The 24,644-nt window shown below is 65.2% G+C and carries 26 protein-coding genes; 15 read left to right on the top strand and 11 right to left on the bottom strand.

What is annotated here, in order from left to right; genetic code table 11:
• The 6 genes from PMI42_RS33170 to PMI42_RS33150 all read right to left on the bottom strand — a co-directional run bounded on the left by PMI42_RS33170 (position 1) and on the right by PMI42_RS33150 (position 3,415).
• Complete coding sequence (locus tag PMI42_RS33170) at positions 1 to 606, bottom strand: Fic/DOC family protein (RefSeq protein ID WP_008143229.1); 606 nt, start codon at positions 604 to 606, stop codon at positions 1 to 3.
• Positions 607 to 615: 9 nt separating this feature from the next.
• Positions 616 to 822 carry a hypothetical protein gene (locus PMI42_RS39505; RefSeq protein WP_157195859.1) on the bottom strand — a complete coding sequence of 69 codons (207 nt, stop codon included), beginning with the start codon at positions 820 to 822 and terminating at the stop codon, positions 616 to 618.
• A gap of 97 nt (positions 823 to 919) precedes the next feature.
• Positions 920 to 1,471: a GNAT family N-acetyltransferase gene (locus PMI42_RS33165; RefSeq protein ID WP_008143228.1), complete on the bottom strand. Its 552-nt coding sequence runs from the start codon at positions 1,469 to 1,471 to the stop codon at positions 920 to 922.
• Positions 1,472 to 1,628: 157 nt separating this feature from the next.
• Positions 1,629 to 1,961 (bottom strand): GIY-YIG nuclease family protein, encoded by a 333-nt coding sequence (locus tag PMI42_RS33160; RefSeq protein ID WP_008143227.1) that lies wholly within the window; start codon positions 1,959 to 1,961, stop codon positions 1,629 to 1,631.
• 203 nt (positions 1,962 to 2,164) lie between these two features.
• Positions 2,165 to 2,587, bottom strand: a complete 423-nt coding sequence (locus tag PMI42_RS33155) for a c-type cytochrome (RefSeq protein WP_008143226.1) — start codon at positions 2,585 to 2,587, stop codon at positions 2,165 to 2,167.
• A gap of 111 nt (positions 2,588 to 2,698) precedes the next feature.
• Positions 2,699 to 3,415, bottom strand: a complete 717-nt coding sequence (locus PMI42_RS33150) for a L,D-transpeptidase (protein WP_008143224.1) — start codon at positions 3,413 to 3,415, stop codon at positions 2,699 to 2,701.
• Between the two features lie 274 nt (positions 3,416 to 3,689).
• Here PMI42_RS33150 and PMI42_RS33145 point away from each other — a divergent pair, with 274 nt between their 5' ends.
• The 3 genes from PMI42_RS33145 to PMI42_RS33135 all read left to right on the top strand — a co-directional run bounded on the left by PMI42_RS33145 (position 3,690) and on the right by PMI42_RS33135 (position 6,371).
• On the top strand, positions 3,690 to 4,742 hold the full coding sequence (locus PMI42_RS33145) for a glycosyltransferase family 4 protein (protein WP_008143213.1): 1,053 nt from the start codon (positions 3,690 to 3,692) through the stop codon (positions 4,740 to 4,742).
• Positions 4,743 to 4,778: 36 nt separating this feature from the next.
• A complete protein-coding gene (locus PMI42_RS33140; protein ID WP_008143211.1) occupies positions 4,779 to 5,468 on the top strand; it encodes a class I SAM-dependent methyltransferase in 690 nt (229 codons plus the stop codon).
• A gap of 243 nt (positions 5,469 to 5,711) precedes the next feature.
• The gene (locus PMI42_RS33135) at positions 5,712 to 6,371 is read left to right on the top strand and encodes a hypothetical protein (protein WP_008143208.1); all 660 of its coding nucleotides are present in this window, start codon (positions 5,712 to 5,714) and stop codon (positions 6,369 to 6,371) included.
• Between the two features lie 305 nt (positions 6,372 to 6,676).
• On the opposite strand, the gene PMI42_RS33130 is transcribed toward PMI42_RS33135, so the two are convergent.
• On the bottom strand, positions 6,677 to 8,341 hold the full coding sequence (locus tag PMI42_RS33130; protein WP_008143206.1) for an aminotransferase class III-fold pyridoxal phosphate-dependent enzyme: 1,665 nt from the start codon (positions 8,339 to 8,341) through the stop codon (positions 6,677 to 6,679).
• A gap of 35 nt (positions 8,342 to 8,376) precedes the next feature.
• On the opposite strand from PMI42_RS33130, the gene asd reads away from it, so the two are divergent.
• Positions 8,377 to 9,240 carry an archaetidylserine decarboxylase gene (gene asd / locus PMI42_RS33125; RefSeq protein WP_008143203.1) on the top strand — a complete coding sequence of 288 codons (864 nt, stop codon included), beginning with the start codon at positions 8,377 to 8,379 and terminating at the stop codon, positions 9,238 to 9,240.
• Between the two features lie 67 nt (positions 9,241 to 9,307).
• Entirely contained in the window at positions 9,308 to 9,880 is a 573-nt protein-coding gene (locus PMI42_RS33120; protein ID WP_035967349.1) for an NUDIX hydrolase, read from the top strand.
• 159 nt (positions 9,881 to 10,039) lie between these two features.
• Here the strand turns inward: PMI42_RS33120 and PMI42_RS33115 are convergent, their stop codons facing one another.
• The gene (locus PMI42_RS33115; protein ID WP_008143199.1) at positions 10,040 to 11,362 is read right to left on the bottom strand and encodes a FecR domain-containing protein; all 1,323 of its coding nucleotides are present in this window, start codon (positions 11,360 to 11,362) and stop codon (positions 10,040 to 10,042) included.
• A 187-nt stretch (positions 11,363 to 11,549) separates the two neighbouring features.
• Entirely contained in the window at positions 11,550 to 12,326 is a 777-nt protein-coding gene (locus PMI42_RS33110; protein ID WP_008143197.1) for a DUF2147 domain-containing protein, read from the bottom strand.
• A gap of 194 nt (positions 12,327 to 12,520) precedes the next feature.
• On the opposite strand from PMI42_RS33110, the gene PMI42_RS33105 reads away from it, so the two are divergent.
• The 8 genes from PMI42_RS33105 (at position 12,521) to PMI42_RS33070 (ending at position 21,240) form a co-directional block, all read left to right on the top strand.
• Positions 12,521 to 13,384: a DUF2147 domain-containing protein gene (locus tag PMI42_RS33105; RefSeq protein ID WP_008143195.1), complete on the top strand. Its 864-nt coding sequence runs from the start codon at positions 12,521 to 12,523 to the stop codon at positions 13,382 to 13,384.
• Between the two features lie 351 nt (positions 13,385 to 13,735).
• Complete coding sequence (locus tag PMI42_RS33100; RefSeq protein WP_008143194.1) at positions 13,736 to 14,944, top strand: extensin family protein; 1,209 nt, start codon at positions 13,736 to 13,738, stop codon at positions 14,942 to 14,944.
• A gap of 99 nt (positions 14,945 to 15,043) precedes the next feature.
• Entirely contained in the window at positions 15,044 to 15,637 is a 594-nt protein-coding gene (locus PMI42_RS33095; protein WP_008143192.1) for a histidine phosphatase family protein, read from the top strand.
• A 205-nt stretch (positions 15,638 to 15,842) separates the two neighbouring features.
• Entirely contained in the window at positions 15,843 to 17,141 is a 1,299-nt protein-coding gene (locus tag PMI42_RS33090; RefSeq protein WP_008143189.1) for a M20 family metallopeptidase, read from the top strand.
• A 125-nt stretch (positions 17,142 to 17,266) separates the two neighbouring features.
• Positions 17,267 to 17,983, top strand: coding sequence for an ABC transporter permease (locus PMI42_RS33085; protein WP_240535310.1), 717 nt, complete (start codon positions 17,267 to 17,269; stop codon positions 17,981 to 17,983).
• A 28-nt stretch (positions 17,984 to 18,011) separates the two neighbouring features.
• On the top strand, positions 18,012 to 19,022 hold the full coding sequence (locus PMI42_RS33080; protein WP_008143185.1) for a taurine ABC transporter substrate-binding protein: 1,011 nt from the start codon (positions 18,012 to 18,014) through the stop codon (positions 19,020 to 19,022).
• Between the two features lie 61 nt (positions 19,023 to 19,083).
• On the top strand, positions 19,084 to 20,439 hold the full coding sequence (locus PMI42_RS33075; protein ID WP_008143182.1) for an amidase family protein: 1,356 nt from the start codon (positions 19,084 to 19,086) through the stop codon (positions 20,437 to 20,439).
• 72 nt (positions 20,440 to 20,511) lie between these two features.
• Positions 20,512 to 21,240 (top strand): Crp/Fnr family transcriptional regulator, encoded by a 729-nt coding sequence (locus PMI42_RS33070; RefSeq protein WP_008143180.1) that lies wholly within the window; start codon positions 20,512 to 20,514, stop codon positions 21,238 to 21,240.
• A 17-nt stretch (positions 21,241 to 21,257) separates the two neighbouring features.
• Here the strand turns inward: PMI42_RS33070 and PMI42_RS33065 are convergent, their stop codons facing one another.
• A complete protein-coding gene (locus PMI42_RS33065) occupies positions 21,258 to 21,599 on the bottom strand; it encodes a DUF6665 family protein (RefSeq protein ID WP_008143178.1) in 342 nt (113 codons plus the stop codon).
• A 54-nt stretch (positions 21,600 to 21,653) separates the two neighbouring features.
• Positions 21,654 to 22,289 carry a TetR/AcrR family transcriptional regulator gene (locus tag PMI42_RS33060; protein WP_008143176.1) on the bottom strand — a complete coding sequence of 212 codons (636 nt, stop codon included), beginning with the start codon at positions 22,287 to 22,289 and terminating at the stop codon, positions 21,654 to 21,656.
• 194 nt (positions 22,290 to 22,483) lie between these two features.
• Here PMI42_RS33060 and PMI42_RS33055 point away from each other — a divergent pair, with 194 nt between their 5' ends.
• Positions 22,484 to 23,803 carry an HlyD family secretion protein gene (locus tag PMI42_RS33055; protein ID WP_008143173.1) on the top strand — a complete coding sequence of 440 codons (1,320 nt, stop codon included), beginning with the start codon at positions 22,484 to 22,486 and terminating at the stop codon, positions 23,801 to 23,803.
• 29 nt (positions 23,804 to 23,832) lie between these two features.
• On the top strand, positions 23,833 to 24,644 hold an 812-nt coding region (locus PMI42_RS33050), incomplete at its 3' end, for a DHA2 family efflux MFS transporter permease subunit (protein WP_008143171.1).

Raw genomic sequence — 24,644 nt, 5'->3', positions numbered from 1 at the left:
CTAGCGGGGTTTCGACTTTGGGCGCGTATTCCGGGCATTCAGAAGTTCGCGCAGGACACGGACCAGCATGTCTTCGCTTCCATCGAAGCTCTCGATCATGGCTCGCATGATCCTGTCAGGGTCGAGGTGCTCCATCGCGAGGGAGTGGCCGGCGGTCTGAGCGAGCAGGATCAGGAATGTGAGTTGTGTGCGCCCGTTGCCTTCCCGGAACGGATGGATCGCGTTGAGTTCGGCAAGAAAGTGGGCCGCCTTCATCACAAATTCGTCCGGCGTTGCACCTTTGAGGTGCTTCTGGGCGGCGAGCGTCCGAAACAGATTCGACATCTCTCGATGGATGCTCTCGGGGAAGCAGAACAAGCTGCTGCCCTTCGAAATTCGGACGGTGCGGATCTTGCCTGCCCAGTCGTAGACATCCTGGAACAGGTGCCGGTGGATGGCGCGATAGTGCGAATAGGTCAGCCGGCCTGCAGGCAGGGGTTCTTCGGCGCGCTGCGCAGTGATTTCCGCCTCGAAGGAATCGAGTTCGACCTGTCTCTTGAGGTGCAGCTTGTTCTTGAGGACCGTCGTGCCCGGATAACAATACGGGTTTTCAACGGCGTCATACATGACAAGCGGCTAGCCCTTCTTATGGGCGTCGATAATTTCGCGCCGGCGCTCCGCGGCCGATAGCCCCTGCCGGTCGAATCGAGCAACACGGGCTTTCATGGCCGTCGACGGGACAATGCCTTCGACCGCGCTGATCTTGGCGAAACGCGCTCTGCCAATGACGACCTTGGCCGTTGTTCCGCCGGTTTTAGCAGATGGCTTCTTATGATTACTCATGTTCGGCAGTATATCACTATGGCGGGCGCTTTGCACCCACGGTATTGAGGGCGTCCGCACAAACGAATCCGGTCTCGCGCTCGGTGGACCGCTTCGGTCAGGGGCTGCCTCCGTCGAAGAACAAGGCCATCAGGGTCTCATCGAAATATCGGCCGTTGTATTTCAGCGCCTTCACCCCGCGCCCGTATTCGACAAATCCTGCGGCCGCGTAGAGCCGCAACGCGGCCTCGTTCTCGCTGACGACGACGAGATGAAGCTGCTCGACGCGTTGTGCAGCATGCGCCGCGACCGCGTCGACGAGCAGCCTCCCCGTGCCGGACTTCCGCGCCTGCGGCCGCACATACATGCCCCAGAGCACCCCCTTGTGCGCGGTCTTCGCGCCATCCTCCCGCCGGAAACCCGCTGTCCCCACGAGCTCGCCCGCGCTGAACGCGCCGAACACGTCCGATATCGCGAGGCGCTCCTCGAACCAGGCGAGGGGTTTTTCCTGCTCGCGTTCGAATGAGCTGGTGAACGCTTCGGGATTGGTCGCGAGCGCCTCCAGCCTGACGGGACGGTAAAGCGCGGCGTCGGCGGGCGTGAGCAGTCTGATTTTTGCGATGGACGCTCGCGAAGCGGACGTCATTTCTGGTCGTGCGTCCTCTGCCATCGGGCCCGCCTCGTCCTTCGAGACGCGCCGCTGGGCGGCGCTCCTCAGGATGAGGCTAACTGGCATCCGTAGTGCAGTGCAAGCGTCGTGCATTGTCGGTGCGACTGGGGAAGAGAATTCTCCCGAACTCTATCCTTTGCTGCCGCGCATTCAGCCCTCATCCTGAGGAGCCCGCCGAAGGCGGGCGTCTCGAAGGATCATGAGGTCCTCGCTTGGCCAGTTCATGGAGCTCGGTAAAATCGCCGCGCATGAAGGCTTCCTTTTTGGCGCGGCTCCATTTCTTGAGTTTGCGTTCGCATTCGATCGCGTCAGTGATCCTTTCGAACCATTGCGAGAAAACTAGAATCACGGGTCTGCGTGACTTGGTATAGCCGCCGAACGTGCCGGCATTGTGCTGTGCGATCCTGAGGTCAAGCTCAGTCCGCGTCGTGCCGATGTAATAGCTGCCATCGGCGCATTTGAGAATGTAGAGATACGCGCCGTCTGTCATCGTGAACGCCTCGTCCTTCGAGACGACCGCTTCGCGGTCTCCTCAGGATGAGGCTAACTGGCAGCTGCGGCTTTGCGCAAGAGTCACCTGAATACTAGCGACGGCGCACTCCGACCTCATCCTGAGGAGCCCGCCAGAGGCGGGCGTCCCGAAGGATGCGCCGCGATTTCCAATGCGAGCCTGAACACGCGGCGCCGGCGCCGTTATTGAGAGCTTGATACCGCCTGAAGATAAGCAACCACCTTGCCCGCCTCCTCCGCCGAGACGCCGCCATAGGGCTGCATCTTGTTGCCGGAGACGACCTCGTCCGGCTTGACCATGAAGCGGGTGAGCTTGTCCTGGTCCCAGACGAAGCCGGCCTCCTTCATCGATGAAGAGTAGTTGTAGTTCGGCAGCGAGCCGGCCTTGCGGCCGACGATCCCGTTGAGGTTGGGACCGAGGCGATTGTCGCCTTCCTTCACCGAGTGGCAGGTGCGGCAGGAATTGTTGAAGGCCTGCTGGGCCGTGTCGCCGCTGGCCGGCTGCTGCGCGAGCGAGGAAGGTGCGGACAGGAGCAGCGTCAATGCTCCGGCGCCGGCGATCGAGCGCAGCAATAGGCCGAACCATGTCTGCAAGTGCGATTGCATCTGCGCCTCCATCGGGGATCGCGCTGCAACAAGCGCGCGTCGGGATGACGAGGGCAAACGAAAGCGGCCCCGGTGGGTTCCGGGGCCGTTTGCGTCACAATGTCCTGTCGCTTAGCGCGTCGCGGTGCCGAGATCGGCGCGGCGTTCGGTCATCGGCAGCACGATCACCTTGGTGCCGACGTTGACGCGGGAATAGAGGTCGGAGACGTCGTCGTTGGTCAGGCGGATGCAGCCGGACGAGACGCGCTTGCCGATGGTCTCGGGGGCGTTGGTGCCGTGGATGCGGTAGATGGTGCCGCCGAGATACATGGCGCGGGCCCCTAACGGGTTGCCGGGGCCGCCGGCCATGTGGCGCGGCAGGTAGGGTTGGCGGGCGATCATTTCCGGCGGCGGGGTCCAGGCCGGCCACTCGGCCTTTCTGGTCACCGACTGCACGCCGGACCAGGTGAAGCCGTCGCGGCCGACGCCGATGCCGTAGCGCAGAGCCTGACCGTTACCGAGCACGTAATAGAGGTAGGTGTTCGGTGTATCGATGATGATGGTGCCCGGGGCCTCGCGCGCCGCGTAGGCGACGGTCTGGCGGCGGAAGCGGGCCGGCGTCTCGACCGCATCCTGATCCTCGGACGGCTCGGTCTGGTAGGTCGGCGCCTGGTAGGGCTGATAGGGCTGCAGCGGCTGCGGCGCAGTCATCGGCGGCAACGGCTGGAAGAACGGGAAGAGCTGCACCGGCGCGGCCTTGGCCTGACCGGCAAATGCGATTGCAGAGATCGCGACAGCGCCAACAGCAACGGCGCGCGAATAGGTCTTGAACGTGCCCAGATTGAACATTTGATCGCCCCTGTTTGCTCGGTGTCTTCGATCACCGCGGCACCATTGCGGTGCTCCGTTGCCTGGATCACTAACGGCAAAAAGTTTCGGGACGTTTGCGCCGGAAACCGAAAACGGTTTCGTGGCGGCAAGGATTGTTTCATGACAGTTTCGTGGCGCAGCGGTCGCGTTAACGACCAAAACAGCGCGCCGACACTTCTGTGACGTCACACGCCTGAAATATCCATGGTTGATGGTCGAAAGCCGAGAATCATCAAACTCTCGGGATTTCCCCATGCGGGTATTAATCGCGACTGACGCCTGGCATCCGCAGGTTAACGGTGTGGTCCGGACGCTGACTTCGCTGGCGAACGCGGCCAGGGCCCTGGATGTCGAGATCGACTTCCTCACCCCGGACGGCTTCCGGTCCTGGCCGCTGCCGACCTATCCCGGCCTGCGCATCGCGCTGCCGGGCGCCAGGGAGATCGCGCTGCGGATCGAGAAGGCGGCGCCGGAAGCGTTGCATATCGCGACCGAGGGGCCGATCGGCTGGGCTGTGCGGGCCTATTGCCGCCGCAACGGGCTTGCCTTCACGACGTCCTACACGACGCGCTTTCCGGAATATATCTCGGTGCGGACCGGCCTTCCGGTCGCCGTCGGCTATGCCGTGCTGCGTCACTTCCACGATGCCGCCGCCACGACCATGGTGGCGACGCCCTCGCTGCGGCAGGAGCTGTCGGAGCGCGGCTTCAAGCGGCTCGCCTTCTGGACCCGCGGCGTCAACACCGAATTGTTCCATCCCGACGCTCCCGCGAAGCTCGACCTGCCGGGGCCGATCTTCATGACGATGGGCCGCGTCGCGGTCGAGAAGAATCTCGAAGCCTTTCTGTCGCTCGACCTGCCCGGCACCAAGGTCGTCGTCGGCGATGGCCCGCAGAAGGCCGCGCTCGAAAAGAAATATCCTGACGTCGTCTTCCTCGGCGAGAAGAAGGGCGCGGATCTCACCGCGCATCTCGCTGCTGCCGACGTGTTCGTGTTCCCGAGCCTGACCGACACGTTCGGCGTGGTGCAGCTCGAGGCGCTCGCCTGCGGCACGCCGGTCGCGGCGTTCCCGGTGATGGGCCCGAAGGATGTCATCGCCGATCATCCGATCGGCGCGATCGACCACGACTTGCGCGCCGCGTGTCTGCGCGCGCTCACCATGTCGCGCGAGACCTGCCGCAATTTCGCGCTGGAGCGTTCCTGGGAAAACAGCGCGCGCCAGTTCGTCGGCAACCTCACCTCACTTCAGCCCAGCCGCATCCTGCGCGCCTCGCCCCGTATGGCGCGGCGGCCGGTGCGCGGTTGATCCCTTACGTCTTGACCCACAGCGAGAACCTCATCGATGGCTAAGATCATGAACCTTGACGGCGCCCAGCAACTCGACCTCACCCGCGGCACGGTCGAGCAGGCTTACGATCGCTGGGCACCCGTCTACGATCTCGTGTTCGGCGGCGTGTTCGCCAAGGGCCGGCAGGCCGCGATCGCGGCCACCAACAAGATCGGCGGCCGCGTGCTCGAGGTCGGTGTCGGCACCGGCATCTCGCTGCCGCTCTATGCGCCGAACCTGCGCATCTTCGGCACCGACATTTCGGAAGCGATGCTCGACAAGGCGCGCCAGCGCGTTGCCGAAGGCAAGCTCAAGAACGTCGAGGGCCTCGCGGTGATGGACGCCGAGAAGCTCGAATTCCCCGACAATTCCTTCGACGTCGTGATGGCGCAATATGTCGTCACGGCCGTGCCGAATCCGGAAGTGGCGCTCGACGAATTCGCCCGCGTGCTGCGCCCGGGCGGCGAGCTGATCATCCTGACCCGCGTCAGCGCGGATGCCGGCGTCCGCCGCTTCATCGAGCAGAAGCTCCAGCCGGTGGTGCGTCCGCTCGGCTTCCGCACCGCCGAGTTCGCCTGGTCGCGTTACGCCAAGTGGCTGGCCGGCGCCCACGGCATCGAGCTCGCCGAGCGCCGCCTAATTCCGCCGCTCGGCCATTTCTCGCTGGTGCGCTTCCGCAAGGTCGAAATCGCCAAGGCGGCCTAGCACTGCTGTTGCTCCTCATGGTGAGGAGGCGCGCAAGCGCCGTTTCGAACCATGAAGGCCCGTGCTGATGCAGCTCGGCCTTCATCCTTCGAGACGCGCGTTCCGCGCTCCTTAGGATGAGGGGAGAGAGTAACCCGTGCGTCATCGCGCCGCTGCACATCGTCACATGACAAAATGATGATGTCACATGGCGTACATCGAATCCCTGTAAATCCTGAACCCGAAAGCATTTTGGGGGAGAGCATGATCAAGAATTATCTCGAGCAGCTGCGGATCCAGCGCTGGGACGACCATCGCTACTATCACCACAGCCGCATCAACCAGAGCCTGCACTTCGTCAGCGCGCTGAGCTTCCTGTTCGCCTATGTCTGGCTGTTCGTCGACCCCGTGGTCTCCGCGCTGGTCGGCTGGCTGGTCTCGATGACCTCGCGCCAGGCCGGCCACTTCTTCTTCGAGCCGCACACCTACGATCACATCAACCAGGCAACGCACGAGTACAAGGAAGAGATCAAGGTCGGCTACAACCTTCAGCGCAAGGTGGTGCTGATGTCGATCTGGGCGCTGTCGCCGCTGGTGCTGTTCGTGGATCCCACGCTGTTCGGCCTGTTCACGCCTTGGGCTTCCGCGACCGATTTCATGCGGCAGGTTGCCAAGATCTGGCTCGTGGTCGGCGGCGGCGGTCTGCTGTTCCGCACCGTGCACCTGTTCTTCATCCGCGATGTCGAGACCGGCTTCGTCTGGATGACCAAGATCCTGACCGACCCGTTCCACGATCTGATGCTCTATCGCAATGCGCCGCTGGCGCTGATGCGCGGCGAGCTGATGGACCCCGGCCTGCACCTCAATCCCGAGCACACGCTGGGCTTCATCGACGAACCCACGCTCGAAGAGCAGCACGCCTGAGCGCGCCGCGCATATCGAACACTCCGATGTCCATTGGTTGCGTCATGCCCGGCCTCGTGCCGGGCATCCACGTCTTGGGGGCTGCGCACGCGGCGCTCTCTTCACCTCTCCCCGCGTGCGGGGAGAGGTCGAATTTGCGCGAAGCGCAAATTCGGGTGAGGGGGGCCCTCCGCGGGGGCGCTGCTTCCGGATTGTCCGCCAATTCTCACCGCGCGCGCGGAGAGCCCCCCTCACCCCAACCCTCTCCCCGCAGGCGGGGAGAGGGGGAGGAGAGGGCGGTGTTTGTCGAGAAGTGCGGAAAGGCCTTAGCGTCCAAAACGCTTCGCCAGCATCTCTTTCAGGATCTGCCGCTTGATGTTCTTGTTGGTGAGCACGCCGTCGTGCCACCAGAAGCCGTCGGCCTTCATCTTGCCGGCGGCGCGAACGAAGCGTTCGGCGACTTCGGTGAAATCGGCGTCGGTGTAATTCAGGCTGAAAATCAGCCGGCCGGTGCCGACCCAGCTCAGGGACAGGCCTTCGGCGCGCAAATAGTATTGCAGCATCCAGTTGTAGCGGGACGGCGTGGTGTATTTCACCGTCCAGATCGACGAGAAATTGGCGAACCGCACCGGCAGGTCCGCATCGCTCATCATCCGGTTGAGCTTCTGCGCGCGGCCGTTCCAGGTGGCGTCCAGCCCGTCATAGATGGCGCGGAAGTTCGGGCTGGCGAGGCGGCTCAAGAACTCGTCCATCGCCGTCATGACGTAGGGATGCGAGTTGAAGGTGCCGCGGGCAAAGCAGATGTCGGCGGGACGGTCGTCGCGGAAGCGGCGCATCAGCTCGCGCTTGCCGCAGACGACGCCGACCGGCAGGCCGCCGGCGAGGCTCTTGCCGTAGGTCACCATGTCGGCCTTGACGCCAAAATATTCCTGGGCGCCGCCGGCGGCGAGACGGAAACCGACGAAGACCTCGTCGAAGATCAGCACGATACCGCGCTCGGTGCAGACCTCGCGCAACTTCTTCAGCCATTCGGTGTAGGCCGCGCGATCGAAATTACCGCCGCGGGAGCTGTCCACCAGCGAGGAATCGCCGGGCGCGTTGCCGTTCGGATGCAGGCCCTGCAGCGGATTGACCAGCACGCAGGCGATGTCCTTGCGCGTCTTCAGCACGTGCAGCGTCTTCTCCGACATTTCGGAGAGGGTGTAGGTCTCGTGGGCGGCAATCGGATTGCCGACGCCGGGCTGCACGTCGCCCCACCAGCCGTGATAGGCGCCGGCGAAACGAACCAGATGGGTGCGCCTGGTGTGGTAGCGCGCAAGGCGCACCGCCTGCATCACGGCTTCGGTGCCGGACATGTGGAACGAGACCTCGTCGAGGCCGGAGATCTGGCAGAGCCGCTGCACGTTCTCGAGGATGACAGGATGGTAGGGGCCGAGCACCGGACCCAGTGCATGTGCGCGCTTCTCGGCGCCCTCGATGCACTCCTTGTAGAAGTCGTTGCCGAAGATGTTGACGCCGTAGGACCCCGTGAGATCGTAGGAGGTGTTGCCGTCGACGTCAGTGACGGTGACGCCGCTGGACGATTCCATGAAGGTCGAGGTGCCCAGATGCTCGCGGACGAGACGCGAGAACTGGAACGGCACGCGGTAGCTTTCGGTGAAGTTCAGGTCGGAGATCGTCTCCGCCGCTTCCTTCGTCATCGCGCGGCCCTTCGGGTAGCGCTCGGCGTAGAGTCTGGCGAGGCGGAAGAAGGCGTCCTTGCGCTGGGCCACGATGTGATCAGGCGCGCCGTCGCAGCCGAAATATCTGTCACCCTCGAACTCGTAGAACGGGAGCAGCTTGGCCACCCGGCGCGACATCTTGGAGTGCCCGGCGAGCGAGCGGTGTTTGGCGCGGGACAACTCGACCCGCGCCTTGAGCTTCGGGAAGGCGGCGGCAGCGGACGCTGCGGCGGCCACGGACAATGAGAGAATCGGGAGTGTCGTTTCCATGACAACAAGCGCTAATACTGCGAGCTGACAGATTCATGACAGTCAAAGCCCTCATCGCCTCTTTCACCCAGCAGGAAGACCTCAACTTCCTGTTGACCAACCGCATCCCCCGCGCCGCGCTGACCCGCTTCATGGGTTGGTTCTCCAAGATCGAGAACCCACTGGTGCGGGACGTCTCGATCGCGCTGTGGAAGCTGTTCTCCGACCTCGATCTGTCTGAGGCGAAGAAAACTCATTTCAGGAGCCTGCACGACTGCTTCACCCGCGAGCTCAAGCCGGGCCTGCGGCCGTTCGATCCGGACCATTCCGTCGTCGCCAGCCCGTCCGACGGCATCGTCGGTGCCCATGGCAGGATCGCCGACACCGAGCTGTTCCAGGTCAAGGGCGCGCCCTATTCGCTGCTCGACCTGCTCGGCGATTCCGCGCTGGTCGACCAGCACCGCAATGGAAGCTTCGTCACGCTGCGGCTGACCTCGAGCATGTATCACCGCTTCCACGCGCCCTTCGATGCGCATATCGAGCGCGTCACGCTGATCCATGGCGATGTCTGGAACGTCAACCCGATCGCGTTGAAGCGGGTCGAGCGTCTGTTCTGCAAGAACGAGCGCGCGGTGATCCGGACTCACCTCAGCTCAGGCGAAGCCGTGACGCTGGTGCCGGTTGCAGCGATCCTGGTCGCGAGCATCCGGTTGCACTTCCTCGACATGGTGCTGAATGCGCAGACACGCGGCCCGGTCAACTTCCCCTGCGATGTCGATGTGACCAAGGGCGAGGAGCTCGGCTGGTTCGAGCACGGCTCGACCATCATCATCCTCGCGCCCGGCGATTTTGCCTTCTGCGAAGGCATCGCCGAAGGCTCGCGCATTCGCGCCGGTCAGGCGCTGCTGAGAAGAAACTAGCCTTCAATCCGCCGTCCCCGCCGCTTATATGGTCGGCGGGGACGGTTCGATCGATACGGATTCGGTGATGGCGCGGGCGCCGGTACTGGCGGCGGGTGGGATTGTGCTGCGGCGTGGTGCGCCGCCGCTGTTCGCGATCGTGCGCCAGCGCAAGCGCAACGAATGGGTCTTGCCCAAGGGCAAGCTCGACGACGGCGAAACGCCGAAGCAGGCCGCGCACCGCGAAGTGCTCGAAGAGACCGGCCACGAGGTCGCCATCCACGAATTTCTGGGCACGCTGGTCTACCAGTCCGGCGGGCGCTCCAAGGCCGTGCATTTCTGGCGGATGGAGGCCAATGGCGGTCCTGTCCGCAAGCTGATGAACGATATCAAGGCGGTCGACTGGCTGACGCTGGAGGACGCAATCGCGCGCCTGTCGCGGGAATATGAGCGCGCGTTCCTGATCCAGGTCGGTCCCATCGCGCTCGCCGCTTCGGGGCTGCCGGATGCGCCCGCGCGCCCTTCAGAGCCGACGGCGCCTGTCACCGACGACGTCGATGCGGCCTTGCAGGCGCTGACGCCAGCCGAAGCCGCTTCGGTCGACGAGCTGCGCCACGGGCTGCTGCAAAAGGTGAGGGCGTGGCTGCGCGGCGAGGCGTGAGTTGTCATCGCGCGTTGTCTCCAAGTCGTCATTGCGAGCGTAGCGAAGCAATCCAGAATCTTTCCGTGGAGGGACTCTGGATTGCTTCGCTGCGCTCGCAATGACGGAGGAAAGAGCGGTGCGAGCGACGTTGATCCTCATGGTGAGGAGGTAGCACCGTCACCGCCGCTCCTTCTTCTCCTTCGGAGCCGGTGCCGGCTTGCGCGGCGCGGCGGGCAAGCGTTGCGGCATTGCGCCCGGGCGTACGCTCGGTGGCGGAGCGCCGGCCGCGCGGCCTGGCTCGATGCCGGCGCGCGGCGGCCTGCCGGGCTGCGGTGCCGTGGTCCCGCCAGGCGGAAGCGGCACAGCTCCGCCCGGCTCGACCGGAGTCCGTCCCGTGCGCGCCGGCCGCGCCGGCGGCGGGCTGCCGGGTGTCGCGCCGGGTCCGGTACGCGGCACGCCTGCCGGTCGATCCGCGCGCGGATTGCCCGGCTGCACTGCGCCGCCTTCGCCGCGCCGTTGCGGCTGGGCCCCCTGGCGGTTCGGCGCGCCCGGCTGGCCAGGCGCAGTGTTGGGCCGCAATTGCTGCTGTTGCGGCGGCTGCGCCGGCCGCGGAATGCGGCTGATCGCGGCCGGATTGGCGCGGCGGAAGTCGCGCTGCTCGGTGATGATCTGCCGTCCCGTGGTCTGGGCCAGATGCACCTGGCTGACGAAGCCGCGGTCGCGCGCGATCTGCTGCGGGGCGATCGTGATCGGCACGGCGGCAAAGCGCATGCCGCCTGCGCCGCCGCTACCCGGGCGGATCGCAAAACCACTCGCAGCCTGTGTCAGCGCGCCGAGCCGCGTGCCGCTGCTGCGGTCGTTGACCTCGATGTGGCCGACCCGGCCGTCGGCGTCGGGATAGAGCTTGATGTTGACGTTGTTCGCGGCGTTGGCTGCCGCGCCTTCGGGCACGTCGACGACGCCGGTGGTGCCGCGGATGCCGAGCGTGGCGGTCGGCGTCGCGATCTTCATGTCGCCGGTCTTCGCCACCGCCGCCGCCACGAAGGCCACCGTGCCCTTGCCGATGTCGAAGATCGCCGAATTCTGCTTGCCGCCGTCCTCATAGACGTAATTGTCGATGGTGATCTTGGCGCTGGCGGAGAGATTGAACGTGGTCGCGTCGTTGAAGGTGATGCCGAGCGCGGAGTTCGACGAGGTCTGGACGATGTCGTTGAGATAGATGTCGTCGCGCACCCGCAGCGGATAGGAATTCCTGTCGCGGATCACGGTCGCGATTCCCGTGACGGTCGCGACGTTGCCGATCGGCTCGACGGCGGCGGGTTGCGTATCCGCAGTCGGTGCCGGGGACGCCGCTGGCGCCGGGGAGGGCGCCGGCGTCGGCTGTGCTTGCGGCTGTGCCTGCGCAAGCTCGATCGTCTCGGACGCCGATGCGGCGGTCGCGCCGGCCAGCGGCATGGCCAGCAGCGCAACAGCAAACACGAAGCGGCGCCAAGCCACCATCAAAGCCACGAATGAAGTCCCGGTGAGAACGCAAGGCGAGGTCCGCCGATATCAGCCGCATCAGGCTGAATGGCGGATGAACATGTGTCGCACGGGGGAGGTGAATGTTCAAACGCCACGTCCCGGTGTCAGGGACGTGGCGCCATGATAAGAACAAGAAGGCTTGTCAGCCGCGATGTGGTCGGTGTCAGCTCACGCGCTTCCAGGTCTGGCCGCCGCAGAACATGCCGCCGAAGGCGCAGCCCTGCACGCGCATCGCATTCGGGCCCTTCATCGCGATCGTCGAGTCGTAATTGCGGCCGGAGTCGGGATCGTGGATGCGGCCGCTCCACTTGGCGCCATCGGGCTTCATGTTGATCAGGATGCGCTCGTTGGTCTTCTCGGCATAACCGCAGAGATTGGCGCCGCACTGTTCGACACGGACATTGCCCTTGTTCTCTTCGGTCGCCCAGACGCCGATCGGCGTGTTGGCGGCTTGCACCGGCGCAGCGGCAACCGGAGCCGGAGCGGGCACATAAGCAGGAGCGGGCGCAGCCGCGGCCGGAGCGGGAGCTGCAACCGGCGCAGGCTGCGCCGTTGTGTCGACGGGCGGCGCGGCGGCGATGGTGGTTGCCGGAGCGGCGGGAGCAACGGCGGGGGCGGCCGGCGCGGTCGCTGGCACAGGCGCCTGCGGCTGCACGCGGGCCGGTGCGGGCTGCGCGGTGGTGGTGGCCGGAGCCGGCGTGGTGTCGGCATCGTCGTCCTTGGAGCCGCCGAGGCCCTTGAGGTTGATGTTGTTCAGCTTGATCGGCTTGTCCGACAGGCCCGGCGCCACGATGGTCACGCAATTGAGCGAGGCACAGTTGCGCGGGGTCTCGATGCGGATGTGCTGGCCCTCGATCTGGAACGAGATCGTATTGCCGGCATGGGCTGCGGCGGTCGAAGCGAGGAAGAGCGCGGCGGCGGCGATGGTGAGCTTGTTCATGACAACCTCCGAAAAATGCGGGTCCCGATATGGACGAAGTCGCTGGTGGATGAAGCGTGGTTCGACCCTAGGCCGGTCTGGCCGCGCCTTCCGTGACGGGCGTCACAAGGGGGCCACTGCCGATGGGTGAGGCAGCGCACATTCAGCCGCCGCGTATCCCGCGTAATCTCGTCGCGACACAGATGGAGGCGCCGATGACGCGGCTTGTGACTTCGCTTGGCATCGTGATCGCACTGACCGCGATGGCACCCTCGGCGCAGGCCGGCTCCTACGCCTTCTCGATCGGCGGCCACCGGTTCCATGTCGAAGCGCCGCGCAATTGCCGCTCCACATCATGCGTTTCGGTGTCCAGCCGCAGCTTCCGGTCGACGGACGATGCCGGCGCGGCATCCGCCCCGCCGCCTGCGCCCGCACCGGTGGTTCAGGCGCCGCAGCCGGTTGCTCCGGCGAGGCCAGTGCAAGCGACCGTCGTCGCCCCGCCACCGGCACCGCCGGCCCCGGTCCTGGCTGCTGCGGCATCACAGCCCGTCGCACCGCCGCCGGCGCCAAAACTGGAGGCGCTGAGCCCCAATCCGCCGCGGGTGGAGCTGTCACGCCTGGATCCACCGAAGACCATGACGCTCGACCCGCCGCGGATGGAGCCGCCGGCTGCGGACCCCGAGATCAGGCCTGCCCAAACCAGCGCGAAGCGCAGCGACGATGAGTCTGCCTATCTGCCGCTCGGGCAATGGGAGAGCGACGGCGCCAAGGGCCTGGTCCGCATCGAACGCTGCGGCCCCGCGCTGTGCGGCTACGTGCTGACCGAGACGTCGAGCCGCGGCGAGAGCGTGCTCGTCAACATGAAGTCGAAGTCGCACGATTCCTGGACCGGCAGCATCTACAGCCGCTCCAGCGGCAACACCTATTATGGCACGATGACGCTGAAGAGCTCCGGCAAGCTCTACGTCGAAGCCTGCGCGATCGGCCGCTTCTGGTGCTCCGGCAACGACTGGACGCGCGTCGAGGAGCCGCGTGATCAGATGGTCACGACGTCGCGGTCGTGGGGCGCAAGGTCGTAGCGTCGCAGGATTTGGCACGCAGCAAAACGCCGGGTGGCTGGAAGCGCCGGGCGAACTGGCAATGCCGTTGGTAAAATCTAGATCATGCCGAGCACGATGGCGCCGACAAAGGCCATGGCGAGGTACGCGGTGACTACACTCAGTCTCCCGGCGAACGTCATGAGGTGGCTCCCTCCATGCGCGCTGCCTGACGCGCAGATTCATGGTTAACAGAAAGTGCGCTTTCGAAAAAGTCAGCCTTGCTGTCGCTCATCTTCGGCAGCCGCCGGCGTTGCCGCGCCCGTCATGGTTAAAGAACACTGAAATCAACGTGTTGAAGAGTCTTTAAGTAAATTCACCGAACCTGCGTGCATGACGCGCGGAGTTCGTTTGTATCTCGTCGGCTCCATCGTCCTTGTTTCGCTTGCGGGTTGCGGACGCGGCTTTTTCCAGGCCGAGCGCGAACCGTGGCGGGCCGAGGCCGAAGCCGCTTGCCTGAAATCGGGAGCGGTCAAGGAAAGTGCGGACATCGTCCGTATCGACCCGATCTCGGGGCCCGGCATGTGCGGCGCCGAGTATCCGCTCAAGGTCGCCGCCATCGGCGAGCCCTCGAGCAGCTACGGCTTTGCCGACGAGGAGCTGCGTCCGCCGGGGAGCGTCGGCGGCCAGCCGCGTTGGCCGGTGACGCAGCCGCGACCGAACTATCCGCAGGGCCAGATCGCTCCGGCATCGCCCTATCCGCAACGGCCAAACTATCCCGAGAGCGCGGTGCGCCAGCCTGCCGGCTATGGCGCCTCGCCCGGCCCGATGCCGCTGAACGCGCCCGGCGTGGCGCCGCAGGACGACGAGATCGATCTGCCGCCGGAGGGCGCCGATGCCGCGAGCGCCGCGCGCTACATGAATGCGCCGAGCTATCCGGCCCGGTCGGCGGCGCCATATTCGCAGCCGCCGGCGCCGCAACCGCTGCCGCGCCTTGGTCCCGCGCAGGGCAATCCCGTCACCGCCGTCGGCCCGGTCGCGATCAAGCCGACTGCGACGCTGGCCTGTCCGATCGTGTCCGAGCTCGACCGCTGGCTCGCCGACACCGTGCAGCCCTCGGCGATGCGCTGGTTCGGCGCCCGCGTCGCCGAGATCAAGCAGATCTCCGCCTATTCCTGCCGCGGCATGAACGGCAACTCGCATGCCCACATTTCGGAGCATGCCTTCGGCAATGCGCTCGACATCGCCGCCTTCGTGCTCGCCGACGGCCGGCGCGTCACCGTCAAGGACGGCTGGCGCGGCATGCCGGAAGAGCAGGGCTTCTTGCGCGACGTGCAGTCGGGCGCCTGCGTGCATTTCACCACGGTGCTGGCGCCGGGATCGAACGTCTATCATTACGATCACATCCATGTCGATCTGATGCGCCGCGCCAGCCGCCGGCTGATCTGCCAGCCTGCCGCCGTCTCCGGCGAAGAGGTCGCGGGCCGCGCCCAGCAGCGCAACCCTTACGCCGGCCGGCGCGACCCCACCATCACCGGCTCGCTCGGAACGCGCAAGAGCACGACGCGCAAGCAGGAAGAAGACGAGTACGCCGACGACTAGACGAGTTCGCCAGCAGCCCGGATGGAGCGAAGCGCAATCCGGGAACGTTGTCCCCGCATTCCGCTTCGCTCCAAGCGGGCTACGATCGCGTCAACTGAAATGTCCATCGTCCGCTATCTCACCCATCCGCAGGTGCAGATCGATCCCGCCGTGCCGGTGCCGCAATGGGGCCTGAGCCCGGTCGGCCGCGGGCGCACCGAGGCCGCGGCGAGCGCGGGCTGGCTTGCGAACACCACGCAGATCGTCTCCAGCGGCGAACGCAAGGCGATCGAGACTGCCGAGATCATCGCCGCCAGGCTCGGCCTCATGATCGAGATCCGCGAGGCCATGCACGAGAACGACCGCTCCGCGACCGGCTTCCTGAGGCCGGTCGAGTTCGAAGCGGTGGCCGATCAATTCTTTGCGCAGCCGCATCTCAGTGTCCGCGGCTGGGAGCGCGCCGTGGACGCGCAGGCGCGCATCGTGCGTGAGGCAGACGAGGTGCTCGGGCGCAAACGCGCGGGCGACGTTCTCTTCGTCGGCCACGGCGCCGTCGGCACGCTGCTGTTCTGCCACATCGCCGGCCATCCCATCGATCGCGTCCACGATCAGCCCGCCGGCGGCGGCCATTGCTTTGCGTTCGTCCGCGTCGGCCGGCAAATCGTGCATGGCTGGCGTCGCATGGAAGATATGGACCAGCCATTGCGGCACTGAGGCTGGCCTGCTCAGCGGGCGCTGTGTCTTCGGCAAAGCGTCTTTCGGGCGCAAAAATTTGCGCGGTCGCGATTATCGCTCAAATCATTGAACCGAAAACACTAATCGTGTCCTGAGTAGTTTTGCCGGCGGTTGGCACGGTCGCTGCAATGAGGGAGCCGTCACGAAGCGGCGCGCCTGGCGCTGCGAGCCAACGGAACCCGTCATGCAGATGTCCGTCACCCCGCCTTACTCCGATCTCGAACAGCGCGTGCTGTCGCGCATCACGGAGCAGCGCTGGCTTGACCTGGCATCCGAACTGATCCGAACCGGTCAGCCGCGCTCCGGCAATCCGCTCGATCCCGACCTGCCGCCGGCCGAGGAAGAGGCGATCTCGATGCTGGTCGCCGGCAAGCTCGAAGCTCTCGGCATGGACGTGACAAAACACAGCGCGCAGCCGCACCGGCCGAACGTTCTCGGCGTGCTGAAAGGCCGGGAGGGCGCGCCGTCGCTGATCCTGAACGACCACCTCGATACCTATCCGGTCGCCGAGCCCGAGAAGTGGCACATGACGGATTTCGATCCGTTCAAGGCCACGCGGCATGGCGACCTGCTCTATGCGCGGGGTACCTCCGACACGCGCGGCAATCTGGCGGCGTCGCTGCTCGCGGTTCAGGCGCTGATCGAGGAAGGCGTCAAGTTCGATGGCACCTTGATGTGCTGCTACACCGTCGACGAGGAGCGCAACGGCACCGAGGGCTCGATCTACATGCTCGACAAGGTCGGGCTCACCGCCGACTACGAGATTACGGCCGAGCCGACCGCGTGGGGCGACGTGTCCAACGATTGGGGCATGAACCTCTCGGTGGCCAATTCCGGCCATTGCCTGATCGAGGTCACGGTCGAGGGCATCAAGTCGCACATCTGGCGTCCCGACATCAGCGTCAACGCCATCATGGAGGCGGGGAAGCTGTTGCCGAAGCTGAAGGAGATGGCATTCACGCACGTGCCCAGCAAGTTCATGGGGCACACGCCGCCCTGCTGCTCGGTGGTGCGCATCCGCGGTGGCCTGCCCGGCGAGATGCAGTTCTCGCCTGATGCCTGCACCATCACGCTTGCGGTGGTCGGCATCGTGCCGGGCATGACGCTCGGAAGCGTGATCTCCGACATCGAGCGGATCGGGCAGGAGACATTCGCGGGCGTCAACGATGTCGGCATCCGCGTACGCCAGGTGCCCGGCTCGCTGTTCGTCAACGCGACCGAGCCGGTGCCGGTCGAAGAAGAGCCTTGCCGCTCGTTGCGCGCGGTCTATCGACGCCTGATGGGCCGCGAGCCCGGTGTCAACCGCAAGAACGCCTTCAACGACACCATCCGTTTCCGCGAAGCCGGCATCAACGCCGTGACCTTCGGTCCCGGCGAGGACGGCTGGGCGGTCGACAACGAGAACATCTCGATCACCAAGTCGGTGATGGCGACGCGGATTTACGCGCTGACCATCATGCAGATCCTGGGAGTGCGCACATGAGTGTCGAGGCAAGTCCGATGGACGTTCCGATTTCCACGGATCGCACGCGGCGGGGCCAACCGAAACTGAGGCTCCCAAAGATTTCTCGTTCTTTTCTGCTGTCGTCGCTCACCGTCGCGCTCCTTTTGGCGGCCTGGACCGTGGTGACGGAGATGGGCTGGGCCAACGAGCTGTTCCTGCCGAAGCCGCAGGCAGTCTGGGCCGCATTCGTCAAGACCATGACAAAGGGCTACCAGGGCGCGACGCTGCTCCAGCATCTCGGCGCCAGCCTTTACCGCATCCTCACGGCGTTCGCGTTGGCGTGCCTCGTCGGCATTCCGCTCGGTGTTCTCATGGGCGTGTCGGGCAACGCACGCGCGCTGCTCAATCCGCTGATCGAGTTCTATCGGCCGCTGCCGCCGCTCGGACTTTATACGCTGCTGGTGATGTGGCTCGGCATCGGCGAGAGCTCGAAGCTGTCGCTGCTGTTCCTCGCCGGCCTGCCGGGAATCGTGATCTCGACCATCCAGGCCGTCACCAGTGTCGATCCCGTCTATGTGCGGGCCGCGCAGTCGCTCGGTGCGACCAGGCGCCATCTGCTGTTCCACGTCTATCTGCCTGCGGCGGGACCCTTGATCCTCGCCGGCATGCGCATCTCGCTCGGCTTCACCTACACCGTCCTCGTCGCCGCCGAGATCGTGGCGGCCTCCGCCGGCATCGGCTGGATGATCTGGGATGCGGCAAAATTCCTGCTGTCCGACGTCGTGATCATGGGCCTGATCGTGCTCGGCCTCACAGGCGTCGTGCTCGACCTCACGATGCGGGGAATCGCCAGATTGTTGATGCCGTGGGCCCGAACCTGATCCTGATCCTGATCGAGGAGAGATCGATATGATGAACAGACTGATTGCAACTCTTGTCGTTTCCACGTTTGCGCTCGCGGCGGCGGCGCGGGCCGAGGACAAGCCGGCGAAGGTGACCGTCGGTTATCTGAACCTGGTGAACGCGCAACTCGTGACGAAACATCTCGGGCTGCTGGGCAAGGAGATGCCGGGCGTCGACATCAAATACGTCAAGGTTGGCGGCGGCGGCGACATGCTGCGGGCGATCGCAGGCAACGACGTTGACTTCGGCGGCCTCGGCAATCCGCCGACCGCGATCGGCGCGACCCGGGCGCTGCCGATCAAGGGCATTCTCGTGATCAACCTGCTCGACTATGTCGAAGCGATGGTCGTCCGCACCGACAAGAACATCACCTCTCTCAAGGACCTCAAGGGCAAGACGGTTGCCGCGCCGTTCGGATCGACGACGCACTACCTGCTGCTCCAGGCGCTGAAGGACGAGGGTGTCGATCCCGCCTCGATGAAGATTCTCGATCTCGCGCCGTCTGACATCGCCGCGGCATGGCTTCGCGGCGATATCGATGCCGCGTGGTTCTGGGAGCCAAACCTCGACAAGGCGGTCAAGAACGGCGGCAAGATACTCATTACCTCGGGCGAGATGACCAAGCGCGGCTATCCGACCTGGGATATCGGCGTCGTCATGAACGCGTTCGCGGAGAAATATCCGTCGTATGTCGAGAAGTTCATCAAGGCCGAGTGCGAGGGCATCGATTTCTGGCTGAAGAACCCGGAGAAGACCGCCGAGATCATCGCGGAAGAACTGTCGCTGCCACTTCCCGACGCGACACGGATGATGAAGGGCACGGGCATGGTCCCGTGCAGCAAGCAGCTTACGGAGGAATATCTCGGCACATCCGCGAAGAAGGGCAAGTTCGTCGATACGCTGATCTCCACCGCGGACTTCCTGGTGAAGCAGGAGCGCTTGCCCAAGCTGTTGCCGCGCGCCGACTTCGAAGCCTTCCTCCAGCCGGCCTATCTGGAAAAGGTGATCGGCCGTTAAGGCCAGTTGCCGGCGGGCTCGCCTCGCCGGCCCCTCCCGTTCCCGCAAGCACGTGACCGACATGGATATCTCACCCCGGCACCTCCGTGCCGCCTACCGCAGCGGCGCGCTCAGGCCATCCGACGTGGCTGCGCATGTGTTGCTCCGCCTGAACGCCGATGACCAGAGCGGCGTCTGGATATCGACGGCGAGACCCGAGAGCGTCATGGCCGCCGCGCGCGTGCTCGACGCGCGGACCGGAGAGATCGAGGCGCTGCCGCTCTATGGTCTCGTGTTCTCGGTCAAGGATTGCATCGACGTCGCAGGCGAACAGACCACGTCGGCCTGTCCGGAATTTGCCTATGTCGCGCAGCATACGAGTCCCGTGGTGGCCGACGCCATCGCCGCCGGCGCGATCTATATCGGCAAGACCAACATGGATCAGTTCGCGACCGGACTGGTCGGTGTGCGCTCGCCTTACGGCATCGCGCGCAACCCGCATCATGCCGACTATATTCCCGGCGGCTCCAGTTCCGGCGCAGCGGTGTCGGTCGCGACGGGGACGTCGTCCTTTGCGTTCGGCACCGACACCGGCGGATCGGGCAGGGTGCCGGCATCCTATTGCGGCGTCACCGGCTTCAAGCCCGCGCCCGGCGCCTTCAGCCAGCGCGGCATGGTCTATGCGTGCCGCAGCTTCGATACCATCTCGCTCTACACGCAGCAGCCGGACGATGCCTACGACGTCTACCGCGTGCTGGCGCGGCATGATCCCGCCGACTGCTTTTCGCCGGTCGATTTTGCCGGCTGGACTGAGCAGGCTTCACCAGCGCGGCCGCTGAAGATCGCAACGCCGCGCCTCGATCAGCTCAGGTTCTTTGGCAATGACGAGACGGAACGGCTGTTCGGCGATGCGCTACGCAGGCTGCGACAGCTCGATCTGCCGATCGCCTCGGTCGATTTCTCTCCGTTCACTTCGATCAACGACCTGATGTTCTTCGGGCCGTTCCTTGCCGAGCGGGATGTCTCGGTCGGTGCGTTCCTCGATGCCAATCCCGATGCCGGCGTCCAGATCGTGCGCGACCTCGTCATCGGCAGCCGGAAGTTCTCTGCGGCTGATACCTACCGCGCCCTCTATGAGGTCAGGGAAGTCCAGCGTTCTCTTCGTGATTTCTGGCAGACGCATGATGCGCTGGTCGTGCCGACGGTCGGCACCATCCTCAGCATCGCGGACGTTGCGCGTGATCCGCTGACGGCCAATTTCAACAACGGCTATTACACCAACTACGCCAATCCGCTCGGGCTTGCGGCAATCGCGGTGCCGAATGCGGTGACCGGGGCGGGCGTACCCTATGGCGTCACCTTTCTGGCGCCGGCCGGGCGGGAGCGCCTGCTCACCGGCCTCGCCTGCGCATTCACAGGGGCGGCAGCCCAACCTTGATCACCCGCGCCGCGTTGCAATCCGATCCGAGACCTCCTAGCCTTCGAGCCGTCACTCGAAGGGAGACCGAGCGTGGAGCGCCTGCATGCGCGTGAGGTGGCTGATCCAGTCGAGCCGTGCGCCGAGTTGCGAAGGGCTGGGACCGGACGTTACGTGCTGAAGGCGCTGGACAAGCCCGATCTCGACCTGGTGATGCGCACCGGCAGGTTGGCGACCTACCAGAACCGCGCATATCTGTTGCGGGAAGGCGAGCCCGCGGACGGCATCCACATCATCCTGAACGGGATCGTCGAAAGCACCCATGCGGGCACGCAGGGGCGCGAACTGATGCTGGCGACCTGGGAGGCCGGCGATTTTGTCGGTGCCCCCTACATTCTCGGCGATCACCGCCACAGCTGGTCGGCTCGCGCGCTTGGGCGCGTCGAGGCCCTGCATCTCGACCAGGATGCGATCCGCACGTTGATCGCGCAGTCGCCGTCGTTTGCGGTCGCACTGATCGAGTGCCTCGGCTTCAAGGGCGAGACCTATTCGATGCTGGCGCAGACGCTGGCGGGGCAGAAGGCGGCCGAACGGCTGGTGCTGCTCCTGGTCAAGCTGTGCGAGAACGCGGCGCAGGACGAGAGCGGCCCGATCTCGCTCGGCCGCGTGACGCAGGCCAATCTCGCGCGCATGATCGGCGCGACGCGGCAGTCGATCAGCCTGATCCTCAACCGTCTTCAGGACGACGGCATCATCGCGACCGGCCCGACCAAGATGGTCGTCAACGATCTCGCCGCGCTGAGGAAGCAGGTGACCGACTAGCGCAAGCTGCTCTGAATCTACCTCGGGCCCGGCTTTGACGGCGCGGGGACCAGGCCCATGCACAGCTGTACCTCACCCGGGACGTTGTAGGTGCGCATGATGTGGCGGCTGTCGCGCAAGCCGGACGCCTCACGCTGCACCACGAGCATCCAGAGTGCCTGGCCGGCTTCCAGCACCAGCTTGCGCCGCGCCGGCTGCATCGAAGCCGGCAACTCCGGGGCAGCGTTAGCGGCGTCGAACTCGCGCAGGCGTGTCAGCGCCTGTTCGAGCGCGCGGCCCATTCGCCCAAGCGCCGAGGCCTGTTCCTGGACGATCTCATAATGGAGGATATCGACGGGCGGGCGAAGATCACGAGACATGAGCCCGAATATAAGGCTGTCAGTCCGGAATGTGCAACGCGCGGCCTGCCGCTGTCACTTGGCTTGATAGGCCGCCAGAAACATCCGCGTCGCGCTGTCGACCACCTCGGTCATGCGCTCTTCAGACGGCGGCGGCGCGGCCTGGAACACGAAGGGCAGGAAGAGCGAGGCCTTGCACAGTTCCATGAACTGCGACGCCGCAAGGTCGCAATCGTCGATCTTGAGATCGCCGGAGCCAACATGGATTTTGAGATACTCGGACAGACGGTTGATGGTCTTGTCCAGCACGCGCAGATAATAGCGGCGGCCGACATCGGGCATGCGCTCGGCGATCGCCATCACGGTGCGGATCGCCGAGCCGCCGCCGGGCCGGCAGAGCAGGTGGATGTAGGCCTGGCCGAAATCCTTCAGCGTGGTCTCGGCGTCGCGCACCGGGTCGAAATTGAACACGACCTGGCCGTGAAACAGCGCCTCCTGCTCGAGGATGGCTTCGAACAGCGCGCATTTGTCGGCAAAGTAGACGTAGAGCGTGCCCTTGGAGACCTGCGCCGCCCGGGCGATCTCGCCCATGCTGGCGCCGTCAAAACCAAGATCCATGAACACCTTGCGGGCCCCGTCCAGGATCTGGCGGCGCTTGGAACTGTCCTCCTCCTGGATGACGTGCAGATGTTCGCTGGCAGCTACAACCATTGGTTCAGGGTCTCGGAAGGTTTTTGGGTCGGGGCCTGGACGGTGAAACCTGAATAAAGGATTCGGCTCCTTAGGGTCCAATCGGGAATATTATCTATATTGACCGAACCGTTCGGTCAATGATATTTGGGATGAGCGAAAGGAACCGGCCGCAGGACGGCCGTCCTTGATCGCGTTTTTTTGGGGAGGCCGTTATGGCCGTATCGAGAGACCAGGCTGCGCGCGTCCTTCGCCAGGAAGCGGTGGAGACGACGCCGGAGCAGGCGGGCAGTGAAGTGACGACCGAGAAATCTGCTGCCCTCGCCGAGCAGTTGCGCTCTCATGTGGCTGAAGAAGCCAAGCGCCGCACCGCCGAGGTGCCGGAGAAGCCCGTGACCGACAAGCCGGCCGCACCTGCGCCGACCGCGTCCGCCGCCGCACCGAAATCCGGCAAGCGCAAATTCGTCATGATGGGCATCGGCCTGGTGCTCGCGCTCGCGGCTGCCAGCTATGCCGGCTATTACACGCTGGTCGGCCGCTTCTATGTTGCGACCGACGACGCCTATGTCCGCGCCAACAACACCATGCTGGGCGCGCGCGTGGCCGGTCACATCGCCTCGATCCTTGCCGGTGACAACACCACGGTGCGCGCCGGCGATATCATCTTCCGCATCGATGACGGCGACTACAAGATCGCGGTCGATGCCGCCGCGACCCGGATCGCGACCCAGCAGGCCACCATCGACCGCATCGGCCGCCAGGTCGCGGCGCTGGAGAGCCAGGTCGCGCAGGCCAAGGCGCAGCTCGTCTCGGCCGAGGCCGGCCTCAAGCGCGCCGATCTCGACTATGAGCGCCAGCAGGCGCTGAGCAGCAAGGGCTTTGCCTCGCGTGCGACGTTCGAAAGCTCGGAAGCCGGACGCGACCAGGGCGCCGCCGCGGTCAAGGCCGCGCAGGCCGCCTACGACGTTGCCGTCAGCAATGTCGACGTCACCAAGGCACAGCAGGCCGAAGCGAAGGCGCAGCTCGCCGAGCTCAAGACCACGCTCGCCAAGGCCGAGCGCGACCTCGCCTTCACGGCGGTGCGCGCGCCCGTCGACGGCACGTTCTCGAACCGTCTCGTCAACGCCGGCGACTTCATCGCGGTCGGCCAGCGCCTCGGCAATGTCGTGCCGCTCGACGACGTCTATATCGACGCCAACTTCAAGGAAACGCAGCTCAAGCGCATCCGTCCCGGCCAGCCCGTGACGATCAAGGTCGATGCCTATGGCATGCGCAAGTTCTCGGGAGTCGTCGACAGCATCGCGGCGGGCTCCGGCTCGGTGTTCACGCTGCTGCCGCCCGACAACGCCACCGGCAATTTCACCAAGATCGTGCAGCGCGTGCCGGTCCGCATTCGCGTGCCGAAGTCGGTGGCGAAGCAGAACCTGCTCCGCGCCGGCATGTCGGTCTACGCGACGGTCGACACCAACAAGGGCGCGGCCGACGCCGACAGCGAGATCGATCTCGACGATCCCACCGCGATCCACCCGCAGTAATCGCAACCCGCGCGCTGCGAGGTCGGACCATGGCCAACGCCACGACTGCTTCACCCGCCATGATGGCGAACCCCGCTTCGGAGCGCATCGCGCCGAAGCGGCTGTTCGCCTTCATCATCATGGTGTTCGGGATGTTCATGTCGATCCTGGACATCCAGATCGTCTCCGCGTCCCTCAGTGAAATCCAGGCCGGACTGTCGGCGAGCTCCAGCGAGGTCGCCTGGGTCCAGACCGCCTATCTGATCGCCGAAGTGATCGCGATCCCGCTGTCGGGCTTTCTCTCCCGCGCGTTCGGCACGCGGCTGCTGTTCGCGATCTCGGCGGCCGGCTTCACCGTATCGAGCCTGCTGTGCGGCTTTGCCACCACCATCGAGGAGATGATCCTCTGGCGCGCGCTGCAGGGATTCCTGGGCGCCGGCATGATCCCGACGGTGTTCGCCTCGGCCTACACCGTCTTCCCGCGCTCCAAATTCCACATCGTCGGTCCCATCATCGGGCTGGTCGCGACGCTGGCCCCGACCATCGGGCCGACGGTCGGCGGCTACATCACCGACCTGATGTCGTGGAACTGGCTGTTCTTCATCAACGTCGTGCCCGGCATCGGCATCACCCTCGGCGTGCTGGCTCTGGTGGATTTCGACGAGCCGCATTTCGAGCTGCTCGACCGCTTCGACTGGTGGGGCCTGTTGTTCATGGCCGGCTTCCTCGGCACGCTGGAATATGTGCTGGAGGAAGGTCCGCAACACGAATGGATGCAGGATACGTCGGTGGCGATCTGCGCCTGGATCTGCGCGGTCTCGGCGATCGCCTTCTTCTGGCGCGTGTTCACGGCGGCCGAGCC

Origin of the sequence: Bradyrhizobium sp. YR681 (assembly GCF_000282615.1) — a bacterium.
Lineage (GTDB): Bacteria > Pseudomonadota > Alphaproteobacteria > Rhizobiales > Xanthobacteraceae > Bradyrhizobium.
The sequence above is the reverse complement of the archived record's forward strand: the minus strand, read 5'-3'. Positions and strand labels throughout refer to the sequence as shown.